At 67.7% G+C, this 14,226-nt stretch carries 12 protein-coding genes and 1 riboswitch; of the genes, 7 read left to right on the top strand and 5 right to left on the bottom strand.

Going from position 1 to position 14,226, the window contains the following annotated elements; all coding sequences use genetic code 11:
- Positions 1 to 9 precede the first annotated feature (9 nt).
- The 5 genes from LRC39_RS03735 to LRC39_RS03715 all read left to right on the top strand — a co-directional run bounded on the left by LRC39_RS03735 (position 10) and on the right by LRC39_RS03715 (position 4,274).
- Positions 10 to 747 carry a class I SAM-dependent methyltransferase gene (locus tag LRC39_RS03735; RefSeq protein WP_346296375.1) on the top strand — a complete coding sequence of 246 codons (738 nt, stop codon included), beginning with the start codon at positions 10 to 12 and terminating at the stop codon, positions 745 to 747.
- On the top strand, positions 744 to 1,067 hold the full coding sequence (locus LRC39_RS03730; RefSeq protein ID WP_107354204.1) for a DMT family transporter: 324 nt from the start codon (positions 744 to 746) through the stop codon (positions 1,065 to 1,067). The genes LRC39_RS03735 and LRC39_RS03730 overlap by 4 nt, the downstream gene beginning before the upstream one ends.
- Before the next feature lie 51 nt (positions 1,068 to 1,118).
- Positions 1,119 to 1,333: riboswitch (cobalamin riboswitch) on the top strand.
- A gap of 73 nt (positions 1,334 to 1,406) precedes the next feature.
- Complete coding sequence (locus LRC39_RS03725) at positions 1,407 to 2,465, top strand: HoxN/HupN/NixA family nickel/cobalt transporter (RefSeq protein ID WP_264054216.1); 1,059 nt, start codon at positions 1,407 to 1,409, stop codon at positions 2,463 to 2,465.
- Between the two features lie 7 nt (positions 2,466 to 2,472).
- Complete coding sequence (locus LRC39_RS03720) at positions 2,473 to 3,498, top strand: FecCD family ABC transporter permease (RefSeq protein WP_346296374.1); 1,026 nt, start codon at positions 2,473 to 2,475, stop codon at positions 3,496 to 3,498.
- Positions 3,495 to 4,274, top strand: coding sequence for an ABC transporter ATP-binding protein (locus LRC39_RS03715; protein WP_346296373.1), 780 nt, complete (start codon positions 3,495 to 3,497; stop codon positions 4,272 to 4,274). The genes LRC39_RS03720 and LRC39_RS03715 overlap by 4 nt, the downstream gene beginning before the upstream one ends.
- Positions 4,275 to 4,285: 11 nt before the next feature.
- Here the strand turns inward: LRC39_RS03715 and cobD are convergent, their stop codons facing one another.
- Positions 4,286 to 5,275, bottom strand: coding sequence for a threonine-phosphate decarboxylase CobD (gene cobD, locus LRC39_RS03710; RefSeq protein ID WP_346296372.1), 990 nt, complete (start codon positions 5,273 to 5,275; stop codon positions 4,286 to 4,288).
- A 63-nt stretch (positions 5,276 to 5,338) separates the two neighbouring features.
- Between cobD and LRC39_RS03705 the strand changes: the two genes are divergently transcribed.
- Both LRC39_RS03705 and cbiB read left to right on the top strand, forming a co-directional pair.
- A complete protein-coding gene (locus tag LRC39_RS03705; RefSeq protein ID WP_346296371.1) occupies positions 5,339 to 6,151 on the top strand; it encodes an ABC transporter substrate-binding protein in 813 nt (270 codons plus the stop codon).
- A 1-nt stretch (position 6,152) separates the two neighbouring features.
- Complete coding sequence (cbiB, locus tag LRC39_RS03700; protein WP_346296370.1) at positions 6,153 to 7,124, top strand: adenosylcobinamide-phosphate synthase CbiB; 972 nt, start codon at positions 6,153 to 6,155, stop codon at positions 7,122 to 7,124.
- Here the strand turns inward: cbiB and LRC39_RS03695 are convergent.
- The 4 genes from LRC39_RS03695 to cobW all read right to left on the bottom strand — a co-directional run bounded on the left by LRC39_RS03695 (position 7,097) and on the right by cobW (position 14,224).
- Positions 7,097 to 8,581 carry a cobyric acid synthase gene (locus LRC39_RS03695; RefSeq protein WP_346296369.1) on the bottom strand — a complete coding sequence of 495 codons (1,485 nt, stop codon included), beginning with the start codon at positions 8,579 to 8,581 and terminating at the stop codon, positions 7,097 to 7,099. The genes cbiB and LRC39_RS03695 overlap by 28 nt on opposite strands.
- 144 nt (positions 8,582 to 8,725) lie before the next feature.
- Positions 8,726 to 9,352, bottom strand: coding sequence for a cob(I)yrinic acid a,c-diamide adenosyltransferase (gene cobO / locus LRC39_RS03690; protein ID WP_107354196.1), 627 nt, complete (start codon positions 9,350 to 9,352; stop codon positions 8,726 to 8,728).
- Positions 9,349 to 13,086 (bottom strand): cobaltochelatase subunit CobN, encoded by a 3,738-nt coding sequence (gene cobN, locus LRC39_RS03685; RefSeq protein ID WP_346296368.1) that lies wholly within the window; start codon positions 13,084 to 13,086, stop codon positions 9,349 to 9,351. Before cobN ends, cobO begins: the two co-directional genes overlap by 4 nt.
- A 133-nt stretch (positions 13,087 to 13,219) precedes the next feature.
- Complete coding sequence (gene cobW / locus LRC39_RS03680; RefSeq protein ID WP_346296367.1) at positions 13,220 to 14,224, bottom strand: cobalamin biosynthesis protein CobW; 1,005 nt, start codon at positions 14,222 to 14,224, stop codon at positions 13,220 to 13,222.
- Positions 14,225 to 14,226: the final 2 nt, after the last annotated feature.

The raw sequence follows: 14,226 nt of genomic DNA, 5'->3' as shown, positions 1-14,226 counted from the left end.
TGGCAGGCCATGACGACGCTCACTCGTACCGATCTTCCGCGCACCGAGCTGACGCACCACGAGCTCACCGCCGATCCGGCGTGGCCGGTCGACGCGACCTCGCGGATGAATCGGATGTACCGCTATCAGCGGCACATCTACGACCTGACCCGCCGGTACTATCTTCTCGGCCGCGATCAACTCATTATTGAGCTGCAGCCGAAGGCGGGCGAAACCGTGCTGGAAATCGGCTGCGGCACCGGCCGCAACCTGATCCAGGCGGCGACGCGGTACCGCGAGGCAAAATTCTTCGGCCTCGACGTGTCGACCGAGATGCTGACCTCGGCGATCAGTTCGATCGAAGGCGCCGGGCTGATGTCGCGGGTCAAGGTCGCGCATGGCGACGCCACCGCCTTCACCGCGCAGGCGGTGTTTGGCCAGGCGGTCAGCTTCGACCACGTCATGATCTCCTACAGCCTGTCGATGATCCCGGACTGGACCGCGGTGATCGATCGCGCCGTCGCCAATCTGAAGCCGGGCGGCAAGCTGCACATCGTCGATTTCGGCGACCAGCGCGGCCTGCCTTCCGTGGCGCGCAACCTGCTGCGGCGCTGGCTGACGCTGTTCGACGTCACCCCGCGCGACAGCCTGGAAGCCGTGCTGATGCAGGTCGCGGCCCGCACCGGCGCCGGCTTGCGGTTCGAGCGGCCGTATCGCGGCTATGCCCAGCGCGCCGTGCTGACGCTGCCGCCGCGCAACAAGCCATGACCGGTTGGCTCGCGCTGTTTGCCGCGGGCCTGATGGAGATCGTCTGGGCGCTCGGGCTGAAGCATTCCGAGGGCTTCACCCGGTTCTGGCCCGCGGTCGTGACCTTGGCCGCGATCTTGGCCAGCTTCGGCCTGATGAGCATCGCGCTGAAATCGCTGCCGTTCGGCACCGCCTATGCGGTGTGGACCGGAATCGGCGCCGCCGGCAGCATCGTGGTCGGCATGGCGCTGTACGGTGAGCCGGCCAGCGGCGTGCGGGTGCTGTGCCTGTCGATGATCGTGGCCGGCATGATCGGGCTGAAGCTCAGCACTCCCGCCTGAACCGTCGGCCGCCCGACCAAGGCGGCGATTGACAAAGCAGGCCCGCTTCCATTTGATCGCGCCCGTTCAGGTGTGCCGGGAATCGTCCGGCACAGGGAAGCCGGTGCGGGCCCAAGCTTATGGCCGCAAACCCAAATCCGGCGCTGCGCCCGCAACTGTGAGCGGCGAGCGATCCTTCAATCAGCCACTGGGCGGCACTTGCCCGGGAAGGCGAAGGATCGCGACGACCCGTGAGCCAGGAGACCGGCCTGAGCACGTCATCTTCCACCGTGCGGCGCGCGCGGCTGGAGCGGTCCGCCGCACAGGTGACAGGATGCTGCTCACCGGCCGGAGACCGCCATGACCGATCTCGTTCTGCCCGCTTCTTCCGATGGATTCCGCGTCCGCCTAATCGCCGTGCTCGGCGGACTGGTGCTCGCCAATATCGCCGCCTGGGCCTGGGCGCTGACCGCCTTCGCGGGCGAGCCGGTGCTGATCGGCACCGCGGTGCTGGCCTATAGCCTGGGCCTCCGCCACGCCCTCGATGCCGACCATATCGCGGCGATCGACAACGTCACCCGCAAGCTGATGCAGGAGGGCAAGCGACCGGTCGCGGTCGGGTTGTTCTTCGCGCTCGGCCATTCCACCGTGGTGCTGGTGGCGTCGCTGGCAATCGCGATCGCGGCCAATTCGCTGACCGAGCGATTCTCGGGCTATCGCGAAATCGGCGGGGTGATCGGCACCTCGGCGTCGGCGCTGTTTCTGTTCGCGATCGCCATCGCCAATCTGTCGGTGCTGAGCGGCGTGTATCGCGCGTTCAAGAAGGCCAAGGCCGGCGAGATCGTGCACGACGACGATATCAACGAACTGCTGCAGCAGCGCGGCTGGCTGGCGCGGCTGTTCCGGCCGCTGTTCCGCTTCGTTTCCAAGAGCTGGCAGCTGTTTCCGATCGGGCTTTTGTTCGCGCTCGGCTTCGAGACCGCCAGCGAGATCAGCCTGTTCGGATTGGCCGCCAACGCCTCCGGCAACATTTCGCATTGGTCGATCCTGGTGTTCCCGGCGCTGTTCGCCGCCGGCATGACCCTGGTCGACACCCTCGATGGCGTGCTGATGCTCGGCGCCTATGGCTGGGCTTATCGCAACCCGATCCGCAAGCTGTACTACAACATGACCATCACCACCGTGTCGGTGCTGGTGGCGCTGCTGATCGGCGGCATCGAGACGCTCGGGCTGCTCGCCGGGCGCTTCCATCTCGAAGGCGCGTTCTGGGAGTGGATCGAAGAGCTCAACTCCAATTTCGGCGCACTCGGCTACGGCATCGTGGCGCTGTTCGTGGCGAGCTGGATCGTCTCCACCATCATCTATCGCCTCAACGGCTATCACCGGCTCGACCAGGCCGCCGCGACCGTGCAGAAATGAGCGCGGTATGACCCGACGTTCCGGACCGAATTCGCGCGCGGCGGCCGTTACCGCGGCGCTCGCGGTGCTCGTGGCCCTGCTGGCGATCGGATCGCTCGCGGTGGGACCGGTCAAGCTGTCGCCACTCACCGTGGTACAGGCGCTGGTCGGGCTCGGCGGCGAGGTGCAGCAGATCATCGTGCAGGAGATCCGGCTGCCGCGCACCATCCTGGCGCTCGCGATCGGCGGCATTCTGGGCCTGTCCGGTGCGGCGCTGCAGGGCCTGCTGCGTAACCCGCTGGCGTCGCCGTCGCTGTTTGGCGCGCCGCAATCGGCCGCGTTCGGCGCGGTGCTGATCATCTCGCTCGGGCTTGCCGACGTCCGCTCGTTCGCACTGCCCGTGGCGGCGATCATGATGGCGTTCGTCTCGGTGTTCGTGCTGCTGGCAATCGCCGGGCGCAACGCCAGCCTGCTGTTGCTGATCCTCGCAGGGCTGGCGATCTCCGCGCTCGCCGGCGCCGCCACTGCGCTGGTGATGAACCTGTCGGCCAATCCGTTCGCCAGCCTGGAAATCGCTTTCTGGCTGCTGGGCTCGCTGGAAGACCGCAGCTTCCGCCACGTCGTCTTGGCGCTGCCGTTCATCGTCGCCGGCGGCGTACTGCTGTTCAGCCAGCGCGCCGCGTTCCGCGCCCTCAGTCTCGGCGAAGAGACCGCGCAGAGCCTCGGCATCAATGTCGGCCGGTTGCGACTGATCGTGATCGCCGGCACCGCGCTCGGCGTCGGTGGCGCCGTCTCGGTGTCGGGCACGATCGGCTTCATCGGCCTGGTCGCGCCGCATCTGGTGCGGCCCCTGATCGGCCACGATCCCGCCCGCGTGCTGCTGCCGAGCGCGCTCGCCGGCGCGGCGCTGCTGCTCGCCGCCGACATCGCGGTGCGGCTGATCCCGGCCAGCACCGACATCAAGGTCGGGGTGCTGACCTCGATCATCGGCGTGCCGTTCTTCCTGTATCTGATCGTGCGCGAACGCCGCGCGCTGGGTGGAGGCGTCGCATGAGTGCCGCCTTCCTCACCGCCCGCGACCTCGCCGTCTCGCTCTCCGGCCGCGAAGTGCTGCGCGGTGTGTCGCTGTCGCTGACGCGCGGGCATCTGGTCGCGCTGGTCGGCCCGAACGGCGCCGGCAAGACCACGCTGCTGCGCGCCCTCGCCGGCCTGGTCGAGGCGCAAGGCGAGATCACCATCGGCGGCGAGGCGCTGGCGACGATGCCGCTGCGCGAGCGCGCCAAACGGTTCGGCTATCTGCCGCAGGGCCATCTGGTGCATTGGCCGTTGCCGGTGCGCGACGTCGTCGCGCTGGGGCGGTTTCCACATGGCGCCACCGATCCGGCCTGGTTGTCGCCGCACGATGCCGAGGCGGTCGCACAGGCGATGGCGGAGACCGACGTCGCGCAGTTTGCGGACCGCATTGTCACCGAACTCTCCGGCGGCGAACGCAGCCGCGTCGCGCTCGCCCGGGTGCTGGCGGTCGAGGCGCCGGTGGTGCTCGCCGACGAGCCGACCGCCTCGCTCGACCCGCGCTATCAGCTCGACGTGATGCAGACCTTGCGAAGCACCGCCGACGCCGGCACGCTGGTGATCGTCGTCACCCACGATCTCGGCCTCGCTGCGCGCTTTGCCGATACCGTGCTGGTGATGGCGAGCGGCCGGCTCGCCGCCCATGGCGCGCCGAGCGAAGCCTTGTCGGATGAGATCATGCAGCAGGTGTTTCGCGTCAGCGCCTACCGGGCACAGTATCAGGACACTGGCGTGATCCTGCCGTGGTCCGGAACCTGACGGTGCCGCTGCTACAGCGGTGCGGCGAGCGCGGCAGCGAGCCGATCGAGCCCGGCGGTATCGGCAGGCAGGCCGAACCTGAGCAGATCGTCCGCCCAGTCGAACCTTCGACACCAGATCCGCTGCTGCGCCAAAACCTCGTGCAACCGATGCGCCTCGGGGTGACGTGCCAGCCGGAACAGCGGTGTGCCGCCGACGGTGTCGAGGCCGGCGCCGCGCAGCACCTCGTCGAGCCGCGCCGCCTGTTCGCGCAACTCGTCGCGCGTCTCGATCGCCCAGGCCTGATCGCGCAGCGCCGCAGCTCCGATCCGCAGCGCCGGCCCGGAGCAACTCCACGGCCCGAGCGCCAGCGCGATCCGCCTCGCAATCACCTCACCCGCGATCGCAAACCCGAGACGCACGCCGGCAAGGCCGTAGAACTTGCCGAACGAGCGCAGCACGACGATCGGCAGCTCGGGCGTCAGCACGGTCGCAGTGAAAGACGGATCGACATCGGCAAAGGCTTCGTCGATCACCAGCCAACCGCCGCGCCGGCGCAGCTGCGCGGCGGCACGGCGCAAGGTCTCAGGTTCGACGATGCGGCCGTCGGGATTGTTCGGACTCACCACCACCGCGTGGCGAGCCTGTTCGGGAATCTCATCGAGCGACGCGATGCCGACAAGCTCGCGCCCGGCGTTCCGCCAAGCCAGCGCATGCTCCGCATAAGTCGGCCCGACGATGGCGACACCGCCCGGCGCTGCGAGATACGGCAGCCATTGAATCAGCGCCTGCGTGCCGGCGGCAGCGACGATGCCGGACTCCTCCGGCACCTCGTAGGCTTGGCGCGCGGCATCGTACAGCGCAGTCTCGTCGGCCTGCGACGGCAGACGCTCCCAAGCATCCGCGGCAACGTCTGGGATCGGCCAGGGACGCGGATTGATGCCAGTGGAGAGATCGAGCCAGTCGGCAGCATCGCCGCCGTGCCGCGCTATCGCCGCCGTAAGATCGCCGCCGTGCTTCATCACCGTGTCTTGCCATCATCGCGACCAAAGCGCGAGAGGCTCGGCGGCTTTTTAGCCGGATTGATGATGCTGTTAGTTGCGAGTCTCGCAACTGACGCGAGCGCAACCGCTGCGCCCAAGGTGGTATCGATCAATGCCTGCACCGATCAGTTGCTGCTGACGCTCGCCGATCCCGATCAGATCCTCGGGCTGAGCCCCTATGCACGCGATGCCGATCGCTCCTTCCTTGCCGCACAAGCGGCTCGATTTCCGCAATTGTCAGGCGAAGCCGAAGACGTTCTGATGCTGAAGCCGGACTTCGTGGTCGGCGGCCGATACACCAAACGCGCGACGCGCGAACTTCTGAAGCAGATGGGCCAACGCATCGTCGAGTTCGATTCGGTGAAGACGATCGACGAGTCCAAAGCGCAGATCCGGCAGATGGACGATCTTCTGGGCCATCCTGAGCGGGCCGACGCATCGATCGCTCGCATTGACGCTGCGGTAGCGCGCGCCAAACAGGCCGCGTCGCGAACGAAGCTCACTGTGCTGCCGCTGGCGCGGCGCGGTTGGGTATCGGGGCGCGACAGCCTGATCAGTACGCTGCTCGACACTGTCGGGCTGCGCAATGCTGCGAGCGGCCTCGGCCTGCAGCGCGGCGGCTTCGCGTCGCTGGAAGCGGTGGTGGCGTTACGGCCGGACTTTCTGCTGATCTCGGAAGACAGCGATTTCGCCGAGGACGAAGGCCGTGCCTTCGTGCTGCATCCGGCGCTGCAGCGCTTCTATCCGCCGTCGAAGCGCATTACGGTGCCGGAGCGGCTGACGGTGTGCGGCGGGCCGATGCTCGCCGACGCGCTCGACCGGCTGACCGAGGAACTGATCCGCGTGGAGCGTTGACATGTTGGTGGATTCCCACGCGCTGCTGATCGTCGTGGTGGCGCTTTTGCTTGATGCGCTGATCGGCGATCCCGATTGGCTGTGGAAGCGGTTGGCACATCCGGTGGTGCTGATCGGCACGATGATCGGCTGGCTCGACCGCACGCTCAACCGCGACGATTGGTCGGAAACGACCAAGAAAGTCGCCGGCATCGTCGCAGTCCTGTTCCTAATCGCGGTCGCCGGCCTGGTCGGGCTGCTGCTCGAAGCGCCGCTACGACAGTTGCCTGGCGGCTGGGTGATCGCGGCCGTGCTGGCCGCAACGCTGATCGCGCAGCGCAGCCTGTACGACCACGTCGCACGGGTGCGCGACGCCTTCGCGTCCGGCGGCCTAAAGGAAGCCCGCGAAAAAGTGTCGCTGATCGTCGGCCGCGATCCGCAGACGCTGGACGAAGCCGGTGTCTGCCGCGCCGCAATCGAATCCAGCGCCGAGAATTTCTCCGACGGCGTGGTCGCGCCGGTGTTCTGGCTGGCGCTGCTCGGGCTGCCGGGTCTGCTGATCTACAAGACCATCAACACCGCCGACTCGATGATCGGACATCTGACGCCTCTGCACCGATCGTTCGGCTGGGCCGCGGCGCGGCTCGACGACGTGTTGAATTTGGTTCCGGCACGACTGTCGGGCCTGCTGATCGCGCTGGTGGCACCGATCGTCCGCGGCTCGGTCAGGCAAGCGATCACGGTGATGCGGCGCGACGCCGGCAAGCATCGCTCGCCGAATGCCGGCTGGCCGGAATCAGCGATGGCTGCGGCAATCGGCGTCGCGCTCGCCGGCCCGCGCAGCTACGGTGGCAAGATCACCGACGATCCTTATCTCAACGCCGAAGCGCGGAGCGAGGCGACGCCGGCCGACATCGGCCGCGCACTGCGGGTGATGATCGCAGCTTGCGCGCTGCAGGCTGTGATCTACGCGGCGCTGGCGTTCGTGCTCTGACGGCTCCGCGCCATTCTGATCATCCGGTCGACATCGAGATGCGTTTCGAGATGATCGGCTAGGGCCTCCAACGCGGCTTCGATTTGCGCCTCATAGGCGAGCTGCGAGGCGATGCCGAGACCCGCAAGCCAAGCACGGCGGAACTCATCGTTCGTAAACAGGCCGTGCAGATAGGTGCCTTGCACCCGGCCGTCGCTTGAAATCGCACCGTCGGGACGGCCGTCGATCGTTACCACCGGCCGCGCGCAATCCGGTCCCTCGGTGCGGCCAAGATGAATCTCGTAGCCGTCGACCGGTGCGCCGGTCGCAACATGAGCGCCGTGGACCAATGTGGTCGACTTGTCGCCCCGCATGATCGTGACGGTGTCGAGCAGACCCAGCCCTTCGACCGTGCCGGGCGCGCCGTCGACGCCATCCGGATCGGCGATGCTGCGCCCGAGCATCTGATAGCCACCGCACAGCCCGAGCAGATGACCGCCGCGGCGGACATGCGCGGCGATATCGATATCCCAGCCCTGTGCACGCAGGAACGCGAGATCGCCGAGCGTCGACTTGCTGCCGGGAATGATCACCACGTCGGCCTCGGCCGGGATCGGCGTGCCCGGCGGCACGAAAACCAGCTTGACGCCCGGCTCCATGCCGAGCGGATCGAGATCGTCGAAATTAGCAATCCGCGCCAACATCGGCACGGCAATGATGCGCTTTGCCGCCGAGGCCTGCGCCCGGTCGAGATCGACCGCGTCCTCGGCCGGAAGTAACGCCGCGCTCGGCAGCCACGGCACCACGCCAAGCGACGGCCAGCCGGTCAGCTCGGTAATCGCCGTCAGCCCATGATCGAACAGCCTCACGTCGCCGCGGAATTTGTTGATCAGATAACCAGCTACCAGCGCCCGCTCAGCCTCGTCGAGCACCAGATGCGTGCCGGCGAGGCTCGCGATCACGCCACCACGCTCGATGTCGCCGGCGATCACCACCGGCACGTTCGCCGCCTGCGCGAACCCCATATTGGCGATATCGCCGGCGCGGAGATTGATCTCCGCCGGCGAGCCGGCGCCTTCGACCAGCACGATGTCGGCCTCTCGTGCGAGCCTCGCGAAGCTGTCGAGTACGTGCGGCAGCAGCGCCGCTTTCTTGTCGAGAAAATGCTGCGCGCCGAGCCGGCCGAACCGTTTGCCTTGTACGATCACTTGCGCGCCGGTGTCGGTCTCCGGCTTCAGCAGCACCGGATTCATATGCACCGTCGGCGGCAGTTTGGCGGCGCGCGCCTGCACCGCCTGCGCCCGGCCGATCTCACCACCGTCCACCGTCACCGCAGCGTTGTTCGACATGTTCTGTGGCTTGAACGGCGCGACCTTGAGCCCCCGCCGCACCAATGCCCGGCACAGCCCAGCCACCAGCGTCGACTTGCCGGCATTGGAGCAGGTGCCCTGGATCATCAGCGCGGGGGTGATGGTCATCGCAGCTTTCTCATCACGTGGCCGTCATTCCGGGGCGCGCCGACAGGCGCGAACCCGGAATCTCGAGGAGTTCTGCACTTCTGGATTCCGGGTTCGCCGCTGCGCGGCGCCCCGGAATGACATATTTGGGGCTCGGCCGCGCGCTCAAAACTCCACGCCCTTCTGCGCCTTCACGCCGGTCCGGAACGGGTGCTTCACCAACGTCATATCGGTCACGAGGTCTGCGATCTCGATCAGCGCCGGGTGGGCGTTGCGGCCGGTGATCACCACGTGCTTGTCGGCCGGCTTCTCATCGAGCAGGACCGCGACGATTTCTTCGATCGGCAGATAATCATAGCGCAGCACGATGTTCAGCTCGTCGAGCAGCACCATGCGATGACGGTCGTCGCGGATCAATTCCTTGGCACGTTCCCAGCCGGCGCGCGCCGCGGCGATGTCGCGTTCGCGGTCCTGAGTCTCCCAGGTGAAGCCCTCACCCATGATGTGCAACGTCGCAAGCTCCGGAAACTTCGCCAGCAGCTTGGCCTCGCCGGTGTTCCACTTCTCCGACTTGGTGAAGTGCACCACCCCGACCGGCATGCCGTGGCCGATATGGCGGAACACCATGCCGAGCGCGGCCGAGGTCTTGCCTTTGCCGGTGCCGGTGTGGACGATGATCAGCCCCTTGCTGTCGGTCATACCCTCGAGCTTCTTGTCGTGCGCGGCTTTCCGCTTCTTCGCCTTTTCGGCGTGGCGGACGTTTTCGTCGCGGGCGGGCAGAGGATCGGTCATGCAGCTTCCTTGGGAGTGAGAATTTCGGCGAGCAGGTCGGCTGCTCGGTTGGAACGGGGCGTCCACAGCCCGCGCCGGATCGCCTCATCGAACCGCGCCACGATATCGCGCAGCGCCGCCGGATTGGCGTCGCGGAGAAACTCGCGCACCGCGTCGTCTTCGAGATAAGCGGCGAACAGCAGGTCGAAATGACGGTTGCCGACGGCGTCGGTCGAAGCCGCAAAGCCGAACAGATAGTCGACGGTGGCGGCGATCTCGGAGGCGCCCTTGTAGCCGTGGCGCATCACGCCCTGAATCCACTTCGGGTTGGCGGCGCGGCCCCGCACCACGCGAGAGATCTCATGCGCAAGCGTCCGCGGCAGCGGCGCTTCGGGCCGCGACGTGTCGACATGGGCGACCCGCGGCGCCTGCCCGCGCAGACTTTCGACCGTTGCGGCGAGGCCGCCGATGAACTGGTAATAATCGTCGGAATCGAGAATGTCGTGCTCGCGATTATCCTGCGCCTGCGCCACCAGATCGACCGCCTTCAGCCGTGCCGCAAACGCATCGGCGGCCTCGGCGCCGTCCTGCCCCGCCCCATAGGCATAGCCGCCCCAGGCAAGATAAGCGCCGGCGAGATCATCGCGATTATTCCAGCCGCCGTCGTCGATCATCGCCTGCAGCCCGGCGCCGTACGTGCCAGGCCGCGCGCCGAACACCCGCGCGCCGGCTTGCTTCTTCGCCAGCTCGGGATCGACACCCGTTCGAACTAATTGGTCGCTGCGGACGCGGACCTGGGCGGCGATCGGATTGGCGTCATCAGGTTCGTCGAGCGCCGCGACCGCTGCAATTGCGCTGGCAATCAAGTCCATCTGCACCGGGAAGGCGTCGCGAAACAGTCCGGAGACGCGGAAGGTGACGTCGACGCGCGGCCGCCGCAGCTCCGACAGCGGCACGATCGCAAAGCCGGTGACGCGGCCGGTGGCATCTTCCCAGGTCGGCCGCGCACCGATCAGCGCCAGCGCCTGCGCGACATCGTCGCCGCCGGTGCGCATATTGGCGGTGCCCCACGCCGACAGCGCGATCGAGCGCGGCCATTCGCCGGCCTCCTGCCAATAGGATTCGATGAGCCGCTCGGCGGCGAGCTGCCCGATCCGCCACGCCGACGGCGTCGGCACCGCGCGGACATCGACCGCGAAGAAATTACGCCCCGTCGGCAGCACATCGGGCCGGCCGCGGGTCGGCGCGCCGGAGGGCCCCGGCCGAATGAACCGCCCGTCGAGCCCACGCAGCAGCGCGTCGCGCTCGGCGTCGCCCGACGCTTCGATCGCCGGACGCAGCGACGTGGCGATCCAGTCGAGCACGGGCTGAGTGTGAGGCAGTCTCTCCTCATCGCCCGCAGGAGAGGGTGAAGCTTGATGAAGAGCCGACACCAACCGCAAGGCCAACGCTTCGACCCGTTCGACGGTGTCACCATGGGTCCGCCATGGCCGATCACTCAACGTGGCGAGGATGGCTGGGTGCGGGCCGGCATAGGGGGTGGCCAGATCGCGGGTCAGCGGATCGAATTCGGTCCCGTCGGGGTTGGTTAGTCCGAGGTCCCGCGCCAGCGCGCGATGCAGCGAGGCATCCTGCGGCTTCAGTTCGGAGCGCGGCAGACGCGCGATCGACACCAACAGCTCGTCGCGCTGGGCGGCGAGCGGCGTGCGGCCGAATACGTGCAGCCCGTCGCGGATCTGCATCTCTTTCAGATCGCACAGATGCGCATCGATCGCGCGCAGCGCATCGAGCGTCGCGGTGTCGCGATCGATCGCGACGTCTTCGTCGAGCCGCGTCGCCCGTGCCAACGAAATGATGTCCTCGGCGATCGCGTCGGCGCGGGTCGGATCGAGATCGGCCGCCATCGCGTATTCGTCGACCAGCGCTTCCAGCCGCGCCATCTCGTCGTGCAGCTCGGCGCGGGTCATCGGCGGCGTCAGATGATCGACGATCACCGCCGCGCTGCGCCGCTTGGCCTGGATGCCCTCGCCGGGATCGTTGACGATGAACGGGTAGAGATGCGGCAGCGGCCCGAGCAGCGCAGTCGGGAAACAGTCGCGCGACAGCCCGGCGCTCTTGCCCGGCAGCCATTCGAGGTTGCCGTGCTTGCCGAGGTGGATCACCGCTTCGGCGCCGAACACCTGCCGCACCCACAGATAGAACGCCACATAGTGATGCGGCGGCGGCAGCTCGGGATCGTGGAAGCTGGACTTCGGATCGATTGCATAGCCACGGGCCGGCTGCACCCCGACCAGGATGTTGCCGAAGCGATGCAGGCCGAGCCGGAAGGCCCCATCGGCCACATGCGGATCCTGCTCCGGCGCGCCCCACCGCGCGATCACCGTATCGCGCACCGCCTGCGGCAGCTCCGCGAGCGCCGCCGCGTAGTCCGCCACCGGCCAGCTCACGCCGCCTTCCCGATCGGATCGGCTCTGCAGTTCGTTGGTCGGGCCGCGCTGCAGCTGCTCCATCAGTGCCGCTGTGTCGGCCGGCAGCTCGCGGGTGAGATAGCCTTCCGTCCGCAGCGTGAACAGCAGGTCGTGCAGCGATTGTGGGGTGTCGAGACCGACGCCGTTGCCGAGCCGGCCGTCGCGATTCGGATAGTTGGCAAGCACGATGGCGACGCGGCGTTGGTCGCGCGGCTGATGCCGCAGCCGCACCCAGGCCTGCGCCAGATCCGCCACCGCGTCGATCCGGTCCTGCAGCGGCTGATACACGGTCGGGGCGAATTCGGCGTCGCCGCCGCGCTGCTTGAAAGCCACAGCTCCGGCGAAGACACGGCCGTCGACCTCCGGCAGCACGACATGCATGGCGAGGTCGCGCGGATTGAGACCACGGCCGGATTGCTCCCAATGCTCGCGCGTCACCCCGGCCTGCGCCACCTGCAGGATCGGGCAATCCGCCGACGCCAGCACACCGGAGTCGTCCGTGGCGGTGGCGGTCGCAAACGCGGTGGCGTTGATGATGACGTCGGGCGGCGTCGCGGCAAGCACGCTGCGCAGGAACGCGATCGAGCGCGCATCCTTCAAGCTGGTCACGAAGATGCAGGTTGGATCGAAATCACGCGCGGCCAGGGCGTCACGCAGCGCCGCGATCGCCGCGGTATCGCCGCTCGCCGCCAGCGCCCGATAGAAGATTACCAGCGCGCGGCGGCACTGCGATGGCGGCGGCTCGGCCGGCCAGAACCCTGCGGCCGGCATCGGCCGCGGCGGCGGCGGGCAGTCGTCGCGCAGGATCATCCAGGCGGCATAGCGCAGCGCCAAGCGGATGTTCTCGGCGCCGCCCTCGCTGCAATAGCGCCACAGCGCGTGAGCATCGTCGAGATCGGCGGTGCTACGCGCAGCCAGCTCCGCATTCCACTCCATCTCGCCCGGAATGCAGACGAACTGCGCGCCGCGCGCCAGCGCATCGCGCCGCAGGCTGTCGACGCCGTGCGGCCAGTAGGCCTCGCCACCGAGCATCCGCAGGATGACGAGCTTTGCTTTCGCCAGCGTGCGCTCGACATAAAGATCGACCGAGGCCGGATGGCCGAGCGCCAGAAAATTGGTGAGCTGGAGCGTCGGATAGTCGTCCGGCATTCCGGCCCGCGCAGCACCGAACGCCGCCAGATCGCTGTCGGCCGCCGACAGCACCACAATATCGGCCGTCGCCTGCCCGAGATCGCGCGCAACGTCGCCGTCGTCGATGCTGACGCTGGTGTCGAGCTTCAGGTGCATCTGGAGCACCGTTGCTGTGCGACCGCCCTCTCTACGTCATTGCGAGCGAAGCGAAGCAATCCAGACTCGGGGCCGCTGCCCCTGGATTGCTTCGTCGCTTCGCTCCTCGCAATGACGGGGAGAGGCATATGAACTACCCCGCCAGCGCGCGCCGCGCGGCGTCGGCGTCAAAGCCTTTGAGGCCGATCACCACCAGATGGTCGGGACGCTCGGCATCGGGGCGGGCGAAGGCGAGATCGATGCGCGAGCCGACCGCCTGCACCACGACCGGGGCCGGCTTGCCGGCGACACGGGCATGGCCCTTGACGCGCAGCACGCCCTCGAGCCCCAGCGCATCGCCGACCCGCGCCTTCATGGCATCCAGCGTCTCCGCCGGCTGCGGGGTGATCACCAGCGAGTCGAAATCGTCGTGATCGTGCTCCTCGCCTTCGGCGTGATGGCCGGCGCGGGATGCAAGATCATTCTCGGCTTCGGCATCGAGCCCAATCAGCACCGACGGCGCCAGCGTGCCATGCGAGCGGACGATGCGGACGTTCGGCCGCACCCGGCTCGCCAGCTTAGCTTCGAGCGCGGCAAGCTGGTCGGGCGCGACCAGATCGCTCTTCGACAGTACCACCAGATCGGCGCAGGCGAGCTGATCTTCGAACACTTCCTCGATCGGATCGTCATGCGTGGCGTCACGCTGCGCCTTCACCGCGTCATCGTCGAGCGGCACCCGGCCTTCACTCAGCGCCAGCGCGTCGACCACCGTGACGACGCCGTCGGCGGTGGCACGGGTCTTCACCGCCGGCCAGGCGAACGCCTTCAGCAGCGGTTGCGGCAGTGCGAGCCCGGAGGTTTCGATCACGATCGCGTCGAGCGGCGTGTCGCGGTTCAACAACTTTTCCATCGTCGGGATGAAGTCGTCAGCGACCGTGCAGCAGATGCAGCCGTTGGTGAGTTCGACGATGTCGCCCGGCGCGCACACCGACGCGCCGCAATCCTCGACCAGCGAGCCGTCGAAACCGGCATCGCCGAATTCATTGACGATCACCGCGATGCGGCGGCCGCTCGACTGATTGAGCAGCGCGCGCAGCAGCGTGGTCTTGCCGGCGCCGAGAAAACCGGTGAGCACCGTGACGGGAACGCGGGCGGTCATGA

It is taken from the genome of Rhodopseudomonas sp. P1 (assembly GCF_039642825.1).
Classification (GTDB): Bacteria; Pseudomonadota; Alphaproteobacteria; order Rhizobiales; family Xanthobacteraceae; genus Rhodopseudomonas; species Rhodopseudomonas palustris_H.
Note: the sequence above shows the minus strand (reverse complement) of the source record. Positions and strands in the feature narration are given on the sequence as shown.